Source organism: Sphingobium sp. (assembly GCF_035511395.1).
GTDB lineage: Bacteria > Pseudomonadota > Alphaproteobacteria > Sphingomonadales > Sphingomonadaceae > Sphingobium.
On the sequence record NZ_DATKFP010000443.1, the window covers coordinates 1 to 17,519 of the forward strand.

Here is a 17,519-nt window from a genome sequence, read left to right on the forward strand (position 1 = left end):
GCGGCCACCGTCAGCCCGGCCGCCATGGCATGGCCGCCGCCCGCGACCAGCAGGCCGCTATCCTTGGCCGCCAGCACCGCTGCGCCTAGATCGACGCCGGATATGGAGCGGCCCGACCCCTTGCCCACGCCCGCTTCATCGATGGCGATGACGATGGCGGGACGGCCGGCCTTTTCCTTGATCCGCCCGGCGACGATGCCGATGACGCCGGGGTGCCAGCCTTCGCCCGCGATCACCGCGACGGCGCGATTGCCCTGCGCCGCCAGCAATGCCTCGGCCTGCTCCTGCACCGTCGATTCGATGGCGCGGCGTTCCTCATTATAGTGATCGAGCTGCGCGGCGATGCGCGCGGCCTCGGCCGGATCTTCCGTCGTAAGCAGCCGCACGCCGAGGTCCGCCTGTCCCACGCGCCCGCCCGCATTGATGCGCGGCCCCAACGCAAAGCCCAGGTCATGGCAGAGCGGCGCGCGCGTCAGGCGGCTGGCGTCGATCAGAGCGGAGAGGCCGATATTGCGGCGCTTGGCCATGACCTTCAGCCCCTGCGCCACAAAGGCGCGGTTGAGGCCCTTCAATTGCGCCACGTCCGCCACCGTGCCGAGCGCAACGATGTCGAGCAGGTCCAATATGTTCGGCTTGCCCCGGCTGGCGAACCAGCCCTTGGCATCCAGCGCCTTCAACAGCCGCGCGCACAGCAGGAAGGCGACGCCGACCGCCGCCAGATGCCCGTGGACGGCAGCATCGGGATGTTCGTCCAGCCGGTTGGGGTTCACCAGCGCAAACGCTTCGGGAAGCTGCGTCGCGCATTTATGATGATCGACCACGACGACATCGACGCCGGTCGCCTTGGCCATCGACAGCGCCTCGAACGCCTGCGCGCCGCAATCGACAGTGACGATCAGGGTCGCGCCCTCCCCCGCCAGCCGCACCAGCGCCTCACCCGATGGGCCATAGCCCTCCATCAGCCGGTCGGGGATATAGGGCTTCGCGTTCAGCCCCAAGTCGCGCAGCAACCGGATCAGCAGCGCCGCACTGGTCGCGCCGTCAACGTCATAGTCGCCGAAGATGCGCACATCCTCGCCACGCTGCACGGCGTCGGCCAGCCGCTCGGCCGCCGCGTCCATGTCGCGGAACAGGCTGGGGTCGGGCATGAACTGGCGGATGGTGGGATTGCGATGCGCCTCCACCGCGTCGCGCGGACAGCCACGCGCCAGCAGAAGCTGAGTCACCAGATCATCGGGCAGATAGGTCGGATCGCGCCCGTCGGCGGCCCCGCCCCGCCAGCGCCAGGGCTGCCCCGAAATCGATCGCGAAATATTGAGCGCAAATGTCATTACACAACTCTAGCCGTCCAGGAGTCATGAGGGAAGCGCACCAAATCATGTCGCTGGCGGAACCGTCGCAACCCGTTGGGCGTATTGCCTCTTTGCCGGGCTTGTGGAATGCGCGGCGCAAAAGGGGCAGCGCGATTACATGAGCAGACGGCAGGCCATTCATGTCCGGCGCATATTGGCCGTGGCGCTGATGACGGCCTCTCCACTGCCGCTGATGGCACAGACGGCCGCACCGGCCGCGTCCGCACCCGCCGCCCAGGCTGAGCCTGAAGAGCCGATCCTGCCCGACGACCAGTTCGAAGAACGGCTGCCCAAGGCGCCCAGCACCGATCCTAACGCGCCCCTGCCGTCGATCGACAGCTGGATCGACCAGCAGATGCCGGCGCAATCGAGCGCTCCTGCCGAACTGCCGCCCGCGACCGACCCGGCCGAGGAACGGGAACTCGCCCAGCCGCTGCCGCCGCTCGACAGCGTCACCGTACCGGCCAATGTCGCCGCCGCCAATGAAGACCCCAACGCCAAGCTGCCGGAGGTTCGCTATGCGACCAGCATCGAAGGCTTCGGCAAGACCGGCCTTGAGGATGAATTCCGCGCCGCCTCCGCCCTGGTCGATGGCGATGGCAAGGCAGAGACTGCCGCCATGGTGCAGGCGCGCGCGCAGGAAGATGAGAAGCTCGCCACCCGCCTCCTCTATTCGCAGGGCTATTATGACGGCACCGCGCTCGCCAGCCTGGATCAGACCGGCGACGGCACATTGAAGGCCGTCGTCTCGGTCACGCCGGGCAAGCGCTACAAGATCGGCGATATCGTGGTTAATGCCGGACCAACCATTCCGCCCGATCTGGTGCGGGGCAACCTGCCGCTCAAGACCGGCGACTATGTCATCGCCACCAATATCGAAGGGGCGGAGGCCAATGTCGCGCTGAAGCTGCCCGAAAATGGCTATGCCTTCGCCAGAGTGGGTGATCGCGACATATTGCTCGATCCCGCGACGGTGACGGGCGCCTATACGCTGCCCGTGGAGGTCGGCCCACGCGGCACCTTCCGCAAGATCACCACCAGCGGCGAGAAGCAGGCCTTCGGCGCCGACCATATGGAGGTGATCCGCCGCTACAAGCCTGGCCAGATCTACGACAGCCGCAAGGTCGACGACCTGCGCAAGGCGCTGGTCGCCACCGGCCTCTTCTCCAGCGTCGCGGTCGATCCGGTGCGCACCAATGAGGTCGGACCGGACGGCACCGAATATGTCGATCTCCATGTCGAGCAGGAGGCCGGGCCGCCGCGAACGATCGCGGGCGAAGCAGGCTATGGCACGGGTCAGGGCTTCCGCGCGGAGGGGACATGGACCCATCGCAACATGTTCCCGCCCGAAGGCGCGCTGATCCTGGGCGCGGTCGCGGGCACGCAGGAACAGGGCGCGTCGGCGACCTTCCGCCGTTCCAATGCGGGCAAGCGGGACAAGACCTTCCAGACCGGCATCACGCTCAACCACCAGAATTACGACGCCTATGAAGCCTATACGGCGGGCCTCAACATCGGCTGGTCGCGCCAGTCGACCCCGATCTTCCAGAAGCGCTGGACCTACAGCTATGGCGCGGAAATCCTGCTGACCAACGAACAGGTCGTGACCAACCTGCTGACGGCGGACAAGACGCGGCGCACCTATTTCATCGGCGCGCTGCCGGTGCAGGTCGGCTATGACCGGTCCAACGACCTGCTCAACCCCACCAAGGGCTTCCGCGCCAATCTGCGCGTGTCGCCGGAAGGATCGTTGCAGGGCAATTTCTCGCCCTATGTGCGCAGCACCTTCGATCTTTCCGGCTATTATCCGGTGTCCGATGGGCTGGTGATCGCGGCGCGCACGCGGCTCGGCACGATCAACGGCGTGGATCGCGACGATGTTGCGCCGTCGCGGCGCATCTATGCCGGCGGCGGCGGGTCGGTGCGCGGCTTCGGCTATCAGGAACTGGGCCCGAAGGACGCGAACAACGATCCGGTCGGCGGCCGGTCTGTCAATGAATTTGCGGTCGAGGGCCGCTACCGCTTCGGCAATTACGGCGTCGTCGCCTTTGTCGATGCGGGTCAGGTCTATGAAAGCCAGATGCCGAAATTTTCCGACATGCGTTACGGCGTAGGCCTTGGCGGCCGCTTCTACACCAATTTCGGTCCCTTCCGCGCGGACATCGCCATGCCGATCAACCGGCAACCGGGTGAGTCCAAGTTCGCGCTCTATATCGGCATCGGACAGGCCTTCTGATGGCGCAGGACGACACCCCTCTCCCCGCTTCCGACACCGTGGTGATCCGCAAGAAGCGCCCGCTGTGGCAGAAGATCGCGATCGGCGCCGTCGGGCTGGTCGTTGCGCTGGTTGTCCTGGTGGCGGGCCTGCTGCTCGGCCTCAACACCCAGCCGGGCAAGAAATTCCTGATCCAGCAGATTGCCGCGCTCCAGATGGAATCGGGGATGACGATCGAGGTCGGCGCGATCGAGGGATCGATCTACAGCGACATGACGATCCATGACCTTGTCCTGCGCGATCCCAAGGGCGTGTTCGCGGTCAGCCCGAAGGTGCATGTGGTCTGGCGGCCCTTCCGCTACATCAACAACCATATCTCGGTCAGCCTGCTGGAAACGCCTTTGGTCGTGCTGGCGCGCAGCCCGCAGTTCAATGTGACGGAGAGCGATCCCAACGCCCCGATCCTGCCCGACCTCGATATCGACGTCGACCGGATGAAGATCGGGAAGTTCGTGCTGGCAAAGCCGGTGATCGGCCAGAAGCGCGAGATCGCGATCGACGGCGTCACTCACATTTCGGACGGCCGCGCCATCCTGTCCGCCGATGCCGTGGTCGACAGCGGCGACCGCTTGCAGGCGAAGCTTGACGCGGTGCCCGAACAGAATCGCCTGGCCATGAGCGGCACGCTGACCGCGCCCAAGGGTGGCGTCATCGCCGCCATGTCGGGCCTGACTGACGGCATTACCGCGACGCTCGACGGCAAAGGGACATGGCAGGCCTGGGACGGGCGGATCGTCGCGACCTCCCCCAAGGGCGAGCTGGCGAACATCATGCTCTCCGCACGCGACGGCAATTTCACCGCAAAAGGCCCAGTGCGGCCGGGACTGGTCTTTGCCGGCACGGTCGATCGGCTGACCGCCCCGCAACTGGACGTAGACCTGTTCGCCGGTCTCAACGAACGGCGTGTGAATGTGAAGGGCACGCTGCGCTCGCCTGCCATGACCGCCGACGCACAGGGCCTGATCGATCTGGGCAAGAGCCAGTTCAGCGCGCTGCGGATCAACGCCGCGCTGCTGACCCCCGGCGCGATTATGGAAAAGGTGAAGGGCAATGACGTGCGCGCCTCCGTCATTCTCGACGGGCCGATGGCGACCCCCTTCATCGACTATGACATCAGCGCGAAGAGCATCGCCTTCGACGCGACGGGCATCGAAAATCTGAAGGCCAGCGGCCGGGCCGTCATCGACGCCGACCGCATCCGGATTCCCGTGAACGCCACCGCGACCCGCGTGACGGGCCTCAATGCGGCGGCGGGCGGGCTGCTCCAGAATCTGCGCGTGAAGGGCGACTTCGCCTACGCCGCGGGCAAGCTGATCAGCGACAATCTCAAGATCGACAGCAACAAGATCGACGCCACCGCCATCGTGCTGGCCGACATCGACAACGCCCTCTATCGCGGCGCGCTGAAAGGTCGGGTCAACGACTATAAGATCGACGGCGTCGGCATCGTCAACCTCAACACCGATGTCGAACTGATCCCCGGACCCAAGGGCGGCTTCGGCCTTGGCGGGCGTTTCGGCGTGCGCACGGCGCGCTGGGAAAATGCGTCGGTGCGCGATTTCCTGGGTGGCAATGCGGTCATGTCCGGCCGGATCGGCATGACGCCGGAGGGCAAGTTCACCCTCGCGGGCCTCAAGGGCGCGGCGCCCAACTTCACGATCAACAGCGGCTCCGGCAGCTATGATACGGACGGACAGGTCGCCTTCGACGCCACCGCCTCGTCGAAACAATATGGCCCGCTGGCGCTGACCGTGCGCGGCACGATGGAGCGGCCGCAGGCGGTGCTGCGCGCGGCGCGGCCCAATGTCGGCGTGCAACTGACCGACGTGGTCGCCAAGCTGAATGGCGAGGCGGCGGGCTACCGGCTCGAAGCGACCGGTGGGTCGCCCTATGGCCCCTTCTTCGCCAATGTGCTGATCCGCACGGCCAAAGGACCGCTGACCATCGACGTCACCAAGGCGCGCTTCGCGGGCGTCGACATGAACGGCCGCATCCAGCAGAGCGCCGCCGGTCCCTTTTCCGGGCAACTGGACATGAACGGATCGGGCATCACCGGCGCGGTGAAGCTGGCGGCCGTGGGCAAGGTGCAGGGCGTCGACGTCAACGCCACCGCCAGCAACGCGAAGCTGCCGGGCGAGGCCGACATCGTCATCGGCCGAGCCATCGTGAACGCCTCCATGCTGCTCACAGACCAGCCGCAGATCAAGGCCGATGTCCAGATCGCCAATGCCGCCTATGGCGCCTATGTCGTGCGCAAGGCGCGGGCGCGGGTCGACTATCAGGGCGGGCGCGGCCGCGCGCAACTGGTCGCCGACGGCTCCAGCGGCGTACCCTTCTCGATCGCGGCCAATGCGGCGCTGCGCCCCGATCTCTATGCCGTGGCGTTGCAGGGCAAGGCCGCCAATATCGACTTCAAGCTTGCGCAACCCGCCATCATCCGCGTCGAGCAGGGCGGCTATCGCCTCGAACCCGCAAGCCTCGTGCTGCCGCAGGGCAAGGTCGATCTCGCCGGACGCTTCGGCGACGTCACCACCGCGCAGGCGCGGTTCAAGGATTTCGACCTCGCCATCGCCAATATCGCGGCACCCGGCCTCGGCATCGGCGGTCGCGCGACCGGCACGCTGGATTATCGGCAGGAGGGCAGCGCCTTCCCGACCGCGACGACGCGTCTTGCCATCAACGATTTCCGTCGCTCGAGCCTGACCGCCGTGTCCGACCCGGTGTCGATGAACGTCGAGGGCAAGCTGTCCTCGGCGGGCGGCGACCTGCGCGGCCTGATCCGCGAAGGCAACAGCACGCTCGGCCGCTTCACCGCCACGCTGGCGCCTCCGGGCGCGGGCGCGACGTGGAGCGAGCAGTTGCAGAACGCCCCGCTCGGCGGCGGCATCCGCTATGCCGGGCCGGCCGATGTGCTCTTCTCTTTCGCAGGCCTCGCCGATCAGCAGCTGACCGGCGGCTTGGCCGTCGCCGCCGATTTCAGCGGGCGGCTCAGCGACCCGCGCCTCAACGGCGTGGTCCGCGCCAATGCGCTGACCTATGAGAATGAGACGTTTGGCACCCGCGTCACCCAGATGAAGCTGGATGGCCGTTTCACCAATGATCATCTCGAAATCCGCGACTTTTCCGGCCGCGCCGGGGACGGCACGGTGCAGGCGTCGGGCAATGTCGGGCTGGCGGCGGCCAGCGGCTTCCCGATGGATATCGCCGTAAAGCTTAACCGCGCCCGCCTCGCCCGCAGCGAAGCGATCACCAGCGTGGTCAGCGGCACGCTCGCCATCACCAACAGCCCGGCCAATGGCGGCCTGATCAAGGGCGACCTGTCGCTGCCCGAAACCCGCTACAAGGTGGCATGGCAGGGCGGCACGGAAATCCGCGAGCTGACCGGCGTGCGGCGCAAGGGCGCGGGCGGCGACGCGCTCGACCAGCGGCTCGCCGCGCGACAGGCCGCCGCCAAGCCCGCCGACTGGAAGCTCGACATCCGGGTGCGCGCCGACAATGAAATCTACGTGACCGGCATGGGCCTCGATTCCGAATGGAAGACGAATATGCGCGTCACCGGCACCACCGCTGCGCCGCGCGTCGTCGGCAAGATCGAGGTGATCCGTGGCCGCTACAGCTTCTCGGGCCACCAATTCGACCTGTCGCAGGGCATCATCAGCTTCAACGGGCCGATGATGAACCCGACGCTCCAGATCAAGGCGGAAACCCGGATCGACACGGTGACGGCGGGCATCCAGGTCGCGGGCAGCGCGCAGCAACCCGACATCACTTTCATTTCGACGCCCACCCTGCCGCAGGACGAAATTCTCGCCCGCATCCTGTTCGGCGACAATGTCGCCAACCTGTCCGCCACCCAGGCGATCCAGCTGGCAGCGGCCCTCAACGGCCTGCGCGGCGGCAGCGGCGGATTGAACCCGATGGGCAAGTTGCAGGGCGCCTCGGGCCTCGACCGGATCGGCATCGTCGGTGGCGACGAGGCGACCGGGCGCGGCACCAGCCTCGCGGTCGGCCAGCATATCTCCAACAATATCTATGTGGAGGTGATCACCGACTCCAAGGGCTTCACCGCCACCCAGCTGGAAATCGCCCTGTCCAAGGCGCTCAGCCTGCTGTCGCGGACCGGCACCAATGCCGGGTCGTCGGCGAACCTGCGCTATTCGAAGGATTATTGAGGGTCAGGGGAAGGCCAACCCGGAAATAGGTGAGGCCTTCGTCAGTCGAGGAATAGGGGCTGGCTCGCCTCTTCGGTCCGGTCTTCCGCACCGATGACGAAGCGCACCTTCTCGATGCAACCCGACGCACCGGAAGCCGATGACGCCTTGCGCGCGGCACGGATCATCTGCACCGCCTGCTCGCCGAAGGCTGCGCTCGGCTCGCTGGCCAGCACCCGCACATTGCCCGTCTCGCCCCAGGGCGCGACGTCATAGGCAATCACCGCCCATCCCTCGATCGCGCGGCGACGATAAGCGGCCGGATAGGCAAGCCGTGGCTGCACCGCCCAGTCGCGGTCGACATCGCACTTCGCTTCCTTCGGCCGCCCCATGTCGGTTTCCGGAATGGCAGGCGCGGCCATGGTCGCGGGCGTCCGCCAATAGGGATAGAGGCAGCCTGTCCGTGCGCCGCCGGTAAAGCGCGACGCTCGCACGGCCTTTACCGACGCCTTGTCCAGCGCCGCATTATCCGTCCCCGCGACGACATGCGGGCGGACGGGCCGCCCTTTCGCATCCAGATCATAGCCAACCATCGTCCAGTCACGCGTGCCCGGCGTGGCAGGCAGCGCATTGAAATCGGGGAACGCCCGATTGAGCGGTGCCGGGCGTGGCGCGGCCAGGCAGGTGGAACCGTCGGACACCAGGCGCTTCCACGCCGCGGCCGGCATCGGTCCCGATATGGGCGACAGGCTATAGGCCATGAGGTCGACGGCCGGCGCCTCTTCCAACGGCGTCGCCTGCGACCGATATTCGACACGACACTCCGTCCGCGCGGCTCCCGCCGTAAAGCGCGATGCCGTCAGGGCAGCCTCCACATCGTCGGTGAGGGCGCTGAAGCGCGCTCCCCGGTCATTCACGATCGAGAGCGGACGCCCCTCCTCATCGATGCGAAACCGATAGGCCTGCGCGACGGCCGGCCGGGCAAAGCCCATGCTGTCGAAGGGCTGCTGCATCCGGACGGCCATGATCTTTTCACCGCCACAGCGCACCTCGCCGGGCATCCATCGGATCAGCTGGCGTTTTCCGTCCGCGATCGGCGGCGCGGGCGGAATCGAGCGAGCCGACGTCGATGCCAGCGTCAGGGCGACAGGCGCGGCAGCGCCCAGGAGCAGCATGGCCTTCATGACGTAAAGCCTATGGGCCGTGCATGACGGCAGCAAGACAGCAGCAGCCCGACTTTCAATGGAAATCCCGCGATCCCGGCAATATCCGCACATTGCGCGGATGGCTGGCGGTGCGGGGATGGGGCCGGGACGCGCGGGTTTCGGGCTGCTGGAGCCGCTGCATCTCCGCGCTGCGATCATGCACGCGGGTTGCCATCAGATGGACGACGCCCTCCTTGCTGCGCTGGATTTCGCCCTCCACCAGCATCAGGCTGCTGGCCATGACCGGGCGGCGCTGCATCTCGAACAGGCGCGCCCAGAGCAGGATGTTGGCGATGCCCGTCTCATCCTCGATGGTGATGAAGACCGCATTGCCCTTGCCCGGCCGCTGCCGCACCAGCACCACGCCCGCCACCTGCACCCGCGCGCCATTCTTCGCCGCGTCCGCCTGCGCGCAGCTCAGCACGCCCTCAGCGGCGAAGACCGGGCGCAGAAACTGCATCGGATGGCCCTTCAACGACAGGCGGGTGACGGCATAGTCGGTCGCCACCTGCTCGGCGAGCGGCATGGCTGGCAGCGCCGCGTCCGCCTCCTCGCCCAGTTCCCGCGCATCCCCGCCCCGCACCCGCGCCGCGGCGAACAGCGGCAGCTCGTCCGAAGGCGTCCGCCGCGCTTCCCACAAAGCCGTGCGCCGGTCCTGCCCCAGCGACCGGCAGGCATCGGCATCCGCCAGCAGCCGCAGCGCCCGCGCCGGCAACCCGGCCCGCCGCGCCAGATCCTCGATACTGTTGAACAGTCCGCCGTCCGCCCGCGCCGTCGCCAGCTGCGCCGCCCAGGACTCACGAAACCCGTCGACCTGGCGAAAACCCAGCCGCAACGCAAGCGCCCGCCCCTTCCCCTCGCCCAGATCGGCGCGGCGCGAGCGCAGCAGCGGCTCCAGCCCATTGTCCCACAGGCTCATATTCACATCGACATCATGGACGGTCACGCCATGCTCGCGCGCATCGCGCACCAGCTGCGCGGGGGCATAGAAGCCCATCGGCTGCGAATTGAGCAGCGCGCAGGCGAAGACGGCGGGCTGATGGCATTTGATCCAGGCCGACACATAGACCAGCCGCGCGAAGGACAAAGCATGGCTTTCGGGAAAGCCATAGCTGCCGAACCCCTCGATCTGCTGGAAACAGCGGGCGGCGAAATCAGGCTCATACCCCCTGCCAACCATGCCGTTGATCATCAATTCGCGGAAATGCTGGATGGTGCCGACATTGCGGAAGGTCGCCATGGCCCGGCGGAGCTGGTTGGCTTGGGAATCGGAAAAATTCGCCGCCGTGATCGCCAGCTTCATCGCCTGCTCCTGAAACAAGGGCACGCCGAAGGTCTTGCCCAGCAGCTGTTTCAGTTCGTCCTTCGGCCCATGATCGGGGCTGGGTTCGGGATAGCTGATCTTTTCTTCCCCGCAGCGCCGGCGCAGATAGGGATGCACCATGTCGCCCTCGATCGGTCCTGGCCGCACGATCGCGACCTGCACCGTCAGGTCGTAGAGAGTACGGGGTCTGAGGCGCGGCAACATGTTGATCTGCGCCCGGCTTTCCACCTGGAACACGCCGATGCTCTCCCCCCGGCACAACATGTCGTAGACATCGTCATCCTCGGATTCCAGATCCACCATCAGCTGATGATCGCCCAGCCCATTGGCGCGCATCAGGTCGAACGCCTTGCGGATGCAGGTCAGCATGCCCAGCGCCAAAATGTCGACCTTCATCAGGCCGAGCGCGTCGATATCATCCTTGTCCCACTCGATGAAACTGCGGTCGGCCATGGCCGCATGATGGAGCGGCACCGTTTCGTCGAGCCGGTTCTGCGTCAGCACGAAGCCGCCGACATGCTGCGAGAGATGACGCGGGAAAGGCGCGTCGAGCAGTTGTCCGACCAGCGCGCGCAGCTGCACCATCTGCGGATTGTCGAGCGCAAAGCCGGCCTCGCCGACGCGCTTTTCGTTCATGTCCCGCGAATAGCTGCCCCATATGGTGCCGGACAGGCGGGTGACGACATCCTCCGACAGGCCCACCACCTTCGCCACTTCCCGGATGGCGCTGCGCGACCGGTAGTGGATGACGGTCGCGGCGATGCCGGCGCGATGGCGGCCGTAGCGCTCATAGACATATTGCATCACCTCCTCGCGCCGCTCATGCTCGAAATCGACGTCGATGTCGGGTGGCTCGTCCCGCTCCTCCGACACAAAGCGGGAAAAGAGCAGGTCTTGTTTCAGCGGGTCGACCGAGGTCACGCCCAGCAGGAAACAGACCATCGAATTGGCCGCCGATCCCCGCCCCTGGCAAAGGATTCCCTTCATCTTGGCAAAGGCAACGATGTCGTGGACGGTCAGGAAATAATAGGCATAGTTGCGGTCGCCGATGAGCCTGAACTCCTCGTTCAACTTCTTATGCACGCCATGGGGAATATGCGGCCCATAGCGGGCATGGGCAGCGCTGATGGTCAGCTCCTCCAGCCATCGCTGCGCGGTCCAGCCTTCGGGCACCGGTTCGTGCGGATATTCGTAGCGCAGCTGTTTCAGATCGAAGCGAATCCGTGAGAGCAGCGCAACGCTCTGCGCCACGGCCTCCGGGCAGGCGCGGAACAGGCGCGCCATTTCGGCAGAGTCATGGACATGCCGCTCGGCATTGGCCTCCAGCAGCCGGCCCGCCTTCGCCAGCGTCGTACCTTCGCGAATGCAGCTCAGCACATCCTGCAAGGGTCGCTGCACGGGGCTGGCATAAAGCGCATCCATGGTGGCGAGCAGCGGCACACCCGTGCGCGTGCCCAGCGCCATATAGTCGGCCAGCCGCCGCGCATCGCGCCCGTCGCGCCGCAGCGCCGCCCCCAGCCAGACGCGGTCCGGCGCAAGCCGCGACAGGCGGGTCAGCAGCGATTCCAGATCTTCGGGGCGCGGCGGCGGAACGAGGCTCAAATGCCCCTGCCGGATCGCCTCGCCATGGGCGCGATCCTCATGTTCATAGTCGACCGGCCGGTCATGCGCCTGCTGCTCGGTCGCCGTGGAACAGGGCAGCACGATCAGCAGCAGATCGTCCAGATAGGCGGTCAGATCCTCATAATGGAGGATACAGTCGCCCTTCACCGATCGCAAATTGCCGATCGTCAGCAATTTGGTGAGTTCGCCCCAGCCGCGCCGGGTCGCGGGATAGGCGACGATGTCGGGCGTCCCGTCGGCGAAGACCAGCCGCGCGCCGGCCACGACCCGCAGATCGGTCTGGCAGGCAGCCTCTTCTTCCGCCGTCAGTTCGAGCGGCTCGCCCCTCTCCTTCTTGTCCTCCAGCAGAAGTTCCCGTGCTTTGGCTGGCGCATCGCGCCGTGCCTTCCAGGCCCGCACCACCCCCGCCACCGTGTTGCGGTCGGCAATGCCGATGCCGGTAAGGCCAAGGTCGATCGCCCGCTCCACCATGTCGGCGCCATGCGACGCACCACGCAGGAAGGAGAAGTTGGTGGCGGCCACCAGTTCCGCAAAGGGCAGCGCATCCTGCGGCGGCGGGAGATGCGGCCGCTCGTCCTTCTTTTTGTCGCGCGCCGCCTCGATCGCGTTCAGTTCGCGCCGGTCGATCGACTTGGTTTTAGTGGGGTCGGGATAGCCCCTGCGCCGATGCCCCTTCTCACCGCTCATGCGAACAGGCCGTGGATATACCAGCCCGGATGTTCCGCCTCCGCGCCGTAGAGGCCATGACGGAAAATCCAGTAGCGTCGCCCGCGTGTGTCCTCGACGCGATAATAGTCGCGGGTGCGACCGGTGCTGTCCCCTTCGATCGCGCCATCCTTCGCCTTCCACCATTCGGGCGCGATCCGTTCCGGGCCTTCATAGCGGATGATGTCGTGCAGTGTGCGCCGCCAACGAAATCGGTGCGGCGGGCCGTCGGGCACCTGCGCCACCACCTCGATCGGCTGGGGCGGATCGAACAGGTGGAGCGGGCGCATCGGCGGGTCGCCGGGTTCGCCCTCCTCCTCACGGTTTTTCGGCCAATTTCCCGGCGCGCGGCTTTCCACCGCCGGCAGCGCGAGTTGCGCCTGTTCGGGGATATGGCTGTCGCGCGGTTCCAGCCGCTGGATGCGCGCGCGCCCGGCCCTGATCGACAGGCGATCGACCAGCGCGGCGACGCTATCCTCGCGCCGCGCCTCTCCTCCTTCCAGCGCCAGTTGGGTGGGCGCCAGCTTCTCCGCCTGCGGCACGGTGAGGCGCAGCATGTCGAAACCGAAGCCCGGATCGATCGGGTCGGACAGCGCGTCGATCCGCTCGCGCATCAGTCGCAGGATCGTGGGCGCGTCGCGCACCGGCAGGCTGGTTTCGACGCGCAGCGGGAAGGCGAGGCCGTCGCTGCGGAAGAAGACCGCCTCGAACCGGCGTCCGCCCTCGCCCCGCTCGGCCAGCCGTTCGCCCGCCTCGGTCGCCATCTCCTCAAGGATCTTGAGCGCATAGGCGGTGCTGCCCAGCGGCTCGGCGAAGCGGCGGTCGATGCGGACGGCGGGGCGCGGACGCCGCGGCCTGAGCGGGCGATGCCCCAGCCCTAGCAGCGCATGCAGCGCATCGACCGCCTCCTCGCCGAAACGCGCGGCCAGCGCGGCGGCGGGCCGGGCGGCAAGGTCGCCCACCGTGCGCAGCCCCGCCCGGCGCAGCGCCACCGCGCTCTCCGGCTCCAGCCCAAGCGCCTCCACCGGCAGGCGGCGCACGGCGGCATCCTCGTCGGGCGCGGGCGGCACCGGGAAGCGGGCGAGCGCATGGGCGGCCTCGGGACTGCCCGCAATGGCATGGCGCACGCGCAGCCCATGCCGCTCCAGCCGCACCGCCGCCTCGGCCGCCAGCGCCTCCTCCCCACCCCACAAATGACCGCAGCCGCTGATGTCGAGCATCAGCCCGTCGGCGCCATCGGGCGCAGCATTGGGGGTGTAGCGGGCGCAGCCGTCACACAGCCGCTCCAGCCAGTCCTGATCGGCATGGGGATCGGCATCGAAGACGCGCAGGTCCGGCTCTCGCGCCCGTGCGTCGGCCAGCGTCATGCCCGGCGTCAGGCCGATCGTCAGCCCATCGGCATCGACCGCCGCCAGCCGCATCGCGCCACGCACCGCCTCCACGACGATAGCCGGGCCATCACCCTCCTCTGCCCAAAGATCGGGCCGCATGATCCGCAGCCGGTCGATCGGCAGGAAGGGGAAGCTGAGCGCCAGATAGCGCCGCACCGTCATCGCCGCTTCGCTGTTCTGCATGATGGCGTTCATCGCCCGAGTCTCCGAATATCCCCTTTTCCCTGTCCCACATCAGCCGCCAGGCCTGCCCGTCCGGCCCTGCCCGTCGCCGCAACAGGGTGAGGGCGAAGCTGGTCTGGCCCGGCGCATTGCCGGGCAGCGGCGCAGAGGGCGCGGCTGCCACCCGCCAGCGCGTTTCCGCCGCGCTCGGCACCGGCTCCGCATCGATCCGCAAGATGAGGGCGGTGACGCCCGATCCCTCCGCCGCCAGTGCCAGCCGGCGACTGGCGGTGAGGTCGAGCAGGGGCGCCCGCCCCCGCAATTCGATCAACAGCGCCCCCAACGCCGGACAGCGCAGCGCATCCACCGCCGCGCGCAAGAGCATCGCCTCATCCGGCATGATACCCAGCAGCAGCCGGTCGGGGTCGATCCCCAGTGCGGCAAGGCCCGGCCCATAAGGATGGCCGCCCGCCTTCCCGGCCGCGACCGTGCGTAGCCAGAGCAGCGGCGCATCGCCGCTCGCCTGCCGGCTCCAGAGCAGCGACAGGCCGGCCACCGCCGCCTCGTCCGCGCTCTCCCCGAACAGTTCGTGCATGCGCGCGCGTGCGAGGCCGCCACCCAGCGCCGCGTCCAGCCCGCCATGCCCGCTGGCGAAGCGGGCGCAAGGCTGCGACGCTGGCGCGCGGTCCAGCGATGCGATATGCCGCTTCAAGGCGGCGAGGCTGTGCAGCGACTCGCTCATGACATTTGTTCCTGTTATGTTCTTATCATCCACAGGAACGACACAAGTCAATGCGGGCCTGCACGCCCGCGCTCTTCATTCCTGCAATTTCTTCTCCAGCGCCATCCCCGCGCGCGTCGCATAGTCGCGGCAGGCGGCCGGATCAGCGAAGGGATGGGGCGTGCGTGCCTTGGCCAGCCTGGCCAGCCGATCGGCATCGCCATCGCGCGGGTGTGAGGCGATCAGCATGTCGCAGCGCATCGCCTTCATCCGCGCGAAGCTGGTGCGGAAGGCGTCAACGAAGCGCCGATGCGCCGGGTCGGCAAAGCGCCAGCCATCGGCCGCGATCGGATTGAGGCTGGCGGCGAAGACGATCGTCCGGCAGTCCTTCCCCTCGCAGCTTTTCCAGCTCCAGCTCATGCTGCCCAGCGTATGGCCCGGCGTCGCATGGGCGGTGACGGCAACGTCGCCCAGCCGGATCATCTCGCCATCGCGTGCCGTGCGCAATTTGGTGACGCCGGGAAAGCGCGCCAGCCAGGCCGCCTGCGGGTCTTCGGGATCGCCGCCACCCTGTCGCAGCACGGCGGCGGCGGGCGCGCTGGCGATCACGGTCGCGCCGCTGTCCCGCGCCAGCGCGGCGATGCCGCCAGCATGGTCGAAATGCGGTTCGGTGCTGAGGATCAGCTTCACCTGCTTCATCGAAAAGCCGAGCTGGCGGATCTTCGCCTCTATATCCCCCACCGCCTGGGGCACCGCGCCGTCGATCAGGATCAGCCCCGCGCTGGTGCGGATCAGCGCCACGTTCAGCCCACCAAAGCCGACCAGATAGGTCTGCCCATGGAGCCGCACCGGCGGCTGCGGCGCCAGCCAGCGCTTTGCGGATTCGGGCGCGATCGGACGCGTCAGCGGATCGTCCGGCTTGCCCGCGCCCATCGCCATCATCCCAGCCAGACTAATAGCCAGCATCGCCAACTTACGCATGATATCGCCTCCTCCTTGGTACGAAGACAAAGCTGCCCCGCCGCAGCATCCACGACAAAGCATGATTTCTCGACAGAGCCATGAGGCCAGCTTATGCCTTCCACCTTATGGACCGCGCCCAACTGCCCCTGAACGCCCTGCGCGCCTTCGAGGCGGCGGCGCGGCATCTGAACTTCACCAAGGCGGCGATCGAACTCTGCGTCAGCCAGGGCGCGGTCAGCCAGCAGGTGGCGCAGCTGGAGGCGCGGCTGGGCGCCCCGCTCTTCCGCCGCCTGCCGCGCGGCCTGATGCTGACCGACGAAGGCCGCGCGCTGTTGCCGGTGATGGGCGACGCGCTCGACCGGATCGGCGCGACCTTGGGCCGGATCGAGGGCGGCCGCCCGCGCGAGATATTGAACCTCGGCGTCGTCGGCACCTTCGCGGGCGGTTGGCTGCTCGACCGGCTGGAGGATTTCGCCCGCGCCTGCCCGCATATCGACCTGCGCATTATGACCAACAACAACCGCGTCGATCTGGCGGGCGAAGGACTGGACCTCGCCATCCGCTTCGGCGACGGCGCCTGGCACGGCACCCATGCAGACCCGATATTGCGCGCGCCGCTTTCCCCTCTCTGCACGCCGGAGATCGCGGCACGCCTGCCCGATCCCGCCGCGCTTTCCCGCGAAACGCTGCTGCGATCCTATCGCGCCGACGAATGGTTGCGCTGGTTCGCAGCGGCGGGGGCGCCCTGTCCACCGCTGCGCGGGCCGGTGTTCGACAGCTCGATCCTGATGGTGCAGACGGCGTCGCGCGGCCTCGGCGTCGCCCTGGCCCCGCCCGCCTTGTTCGAAAATGAATTGCACGCGGGCCGGCTGGTCCAGCCCTTTGCCGCCTCGATCGACCTGGGCGGCTATTGGCTGACCCGGCTGATGTCCCGCCCCGACAGCCCGGCCATGGCGGACTTTCGTAGCTGGCTGCTATCGACCGCTCAGGCCGGATAGGTGATCGTCATCACCTCATATTCCTTCTCGCCGGCCGGCAGCCTGACGCGGCGCAGGTCACCCACCGCCGCACCGCGCAGTGCGCGCGCGATCGGCGATCCCCAGCCGATCCGCCCGGCGTCGACATCCGTCTCGTCATTGCCGACGATCGTCACGGTGCGAGACAAATCATCCTCATCGGCGATGGTGACGGTCGCGCCGAAATAGACCCGGCCCTTGTCGGGTTGCTGCCGGGGATCGACGACCTTGGCGTCCTTCATCTTCTTCGACAGGCGCTTCAACTGGCCATCGATCTCGCGCATCCGCTTGCGGCCGTAGAGATAGTCGCCATTCTCGCTGCGGTCGCCATTGCCCGCCGCCCAGCTCACCACCTCGACGATCGCCGGCCGCTCGACGCCCAGCAGATGGTCATAGTCGGCGCGCAGCTTCGCAAAGCCTTCGGGCGTGATATAGTTGGGATAGGGAGCGGTCATGCCATTGCCTTATCCGCGGCAGGATGCGTAGGCAATTTGGTTCACGCGGAGGCGCGGAGGCGCGGAGATTTTTGGAAGCCTTCGACCGATACTGGTCGCGCAGCGGCCTCAAAACTCCATGCGCAAAAAAGTCCGATGCGCCGACCTTTCAATTAATTCCCTCCGCGTCTCCGCGC

10 protein-coding genes are annotated in these 17,519 nt (G+C 67.3%); 3 read left to right on the top strand and 7 right to left on the bottom strand.

All coding sequences use genetic code 11. The features are described from left to right. Window positions 1-1,331: single-stranded-DNA-specific exonuclease RecJ (recJ, locus tag VMR39_RS29735; protein WP_325422052.1), on the bottom strand; the 1,331-nt coding region annotated here is incomplete at its 3' end. Between the two features lie 139 nt (window positions 1,332-1,470). Here recJ and VMR39_RS29740 point away from each other — a divergent pair. Next, complete coding sequence (locus tag VMR39_RS29740; RefSeq protein WP_325422054.1) at window positions 1,471-3,588, top strand: autotransporter assembly complex protein TamA; 2,118 nt, start codon at window positions 1,471-1,473, stop codon at window positions 3,586-3,588. Next, window positions 3,588-7,799 (top strand): translocation/assembly module TamB domain-containing protein, encoded by a 4,212-nt coding sequence (locus VMR39_RS29745; protein WP_325422056.1) that lies wholly within the window; start codon window positions 3,588-3,590, stop codon window positions 7,797-7,799. The genes VMR39_RS29740 and VMR39_RS29745 overlap by 1 nt, the downstream gene beginning before the upstream one ends. A gap of 41 nt (window positions 7,800-7,840) precedes the next feature. Here VMR39_RS29745 and VMR39_RS29750 read toward each other — a convergent pair whose 3' ends face one another. From VMR39_RS29750 to bla, 5 genes are all read right to left on the bottom strand, one after another. Continuing rightward, window positions 7,841-8,962 (bottom strand): TonB family protein, encoded by a 1,122-nt coding sequence (locus VMR39_RS29750; RefSeq protein ID WP_325422058.1) that lies wholly within the window; start codon window positions 8,960-8,962, stop codon window positions 7,841-7,843. 55 nt (window positions 8,963-9,017) lie between these two features. Beyond that, the gene (locus tag VMR39_RS29755) at window positions 9,018-12,617 is read right to left on the bottom strand and encodes an error-prone DNA polymerase (RefSeq protein ID WP_325422060.1); all 3,600 of its coding nucleotides are present in this window, start codon (window positions 12,615-12,617) and stop codon (window positions 9,018-9,020) included. Next, a complete protein-coding gene (locus VMR39_RS29760) occupies window positions 12,614-14,188 on the bottom strand; it encodes a DNA polymerase Y family protein (RefSeq protein ID WP_325422106.1) in 1,575 nt (524 codons plus the stop codon). The genes VMR39_RS29755 and VMR39_RS29760 overlap by 4 nt, the downstream gene beginning before the upstream one ends. Next, complete coding sequence (locus VMR39_RS29765; protein WP_325422062.1) at window positions 14,094-14,930, bottom strand: hypothetical protein; 837 nt, start codon at window positions 14,928-14,930, stop codon at window positions 14,094-14,096. Before VMR39_RS29765 ends, VMR39_RS29760 begins: the two co-directional genes overlap by 95 nt. Before the next feature lie 75 nt (window positions 14,931-15,005). Next, complete coding sequence (gene bla, locus VMR39_RS29770; RefSeq protein ID WP_325422064.1) at window positions 15,006-15,890, bottom strand: subclass B3 metallo-beta-lactamase; 885 nt, start codon at window positions 15,888-15,890, stop codon at window positions 15,006-15,008. Between the two features lie 107 nt (window positions 15,891-15,997). Between bla and VMR39_RS29775 the strand changes: the two genes are divergently transcribed. Then, window positions 15,998-16,870, top strand: coding sequence for a LysR family transcriptional regulator (locus VMR39_RS29775; protein WP_325422108.1), 873 nt, complete (start codon window positions 15,998-16,000; stop codon window positions 16,868-16,870). On the opposite strand, the gene greB is transcribed toward VMR39_RS29775, so the two are convergent. After that, window positions 16,858-17,343, bottom strand: coding sequence for a transcription elongation factor GreB (gene greB, locus VMR39_RS29780; protein ID WP_325422066.1), 486 nt, complete (start codon window positions 17,341-17,343; stop codon window positions 16,858-16,860). The genes VMR39_RS29775 and greB overlap by 13 nt on opposite strands. Between the last annotated feature and the right edge of the window lie 176 nt (window positions 17,344-17,519).

Excerpts from the sequence above, each read along its gene's own strand:
- greB (WP_325422066.1), bottom strand. The coding sequence starts at position 17,343 with ATGACCGCTCCCTATCCCAACTATATCACGCCCGAAGGCTTTGCGAAG.
- VMR39_RS29765 (WP_325422062.1), bottom strand. The coding sequence starts at position 14,930 with ATGAGCGAGTCGCTGCACAGCCTCGCCGCCTTGAAGCGGCATATCGCA.
- VMR39_RS29775 (WP_325422108.1), top strand. The coding sequence starts at position 15,998 with ATGGACCGCGCCCAACTGCCCCTGAACGCCCTGCGCGCCTTCGAGGCG.
- VMR39_RS29750 (WP_325422058.1), bottom strand. The coding sequence starts at position 8,962 with ATGAAGGCCATGCTGCTCCTGGGCGCTGCCGCGCCTGTCGCCCTGACG.
- VMR39_RS29745 (WP_325422056.1), top strand. The coding sequence starts at position 3,588 with ATGGCGCAGGACGACACCCCTCTCCCCGCTTCCGACACCGTGGTGATC.
- VMR39_RS29755 (WP_325422060.1), bottom strand. The coding sequence starts at position 12,617 with ATGAGCGGTGAGAAGGGGCATCGGCGCAGGGGCTATCCCGACCCCACT.
- VMR39_RS29760 (WP_325422106.1), bottom strand. The coding sequence starts at position 14,188 with ATGACGGTGCGGCGCTATCTGGCGCTCAGCTTCCCCTTCCTGCCGATC.
- bla (WP_325422064.1), bottom strand. The coding sequence starts at position 15,890 with ATGCGTAAGTTGGCGATGCTGGCTATTAGTCTGGCTGGGATGATGGCG.
- VMR39_RS29740 (WP_325422054.1), top strand. The coding sequence starts at position 1,471 with ATGAGCAGACGGCAGGCCATTCATGTCCGGCGCATATTGGCCGTGGCG.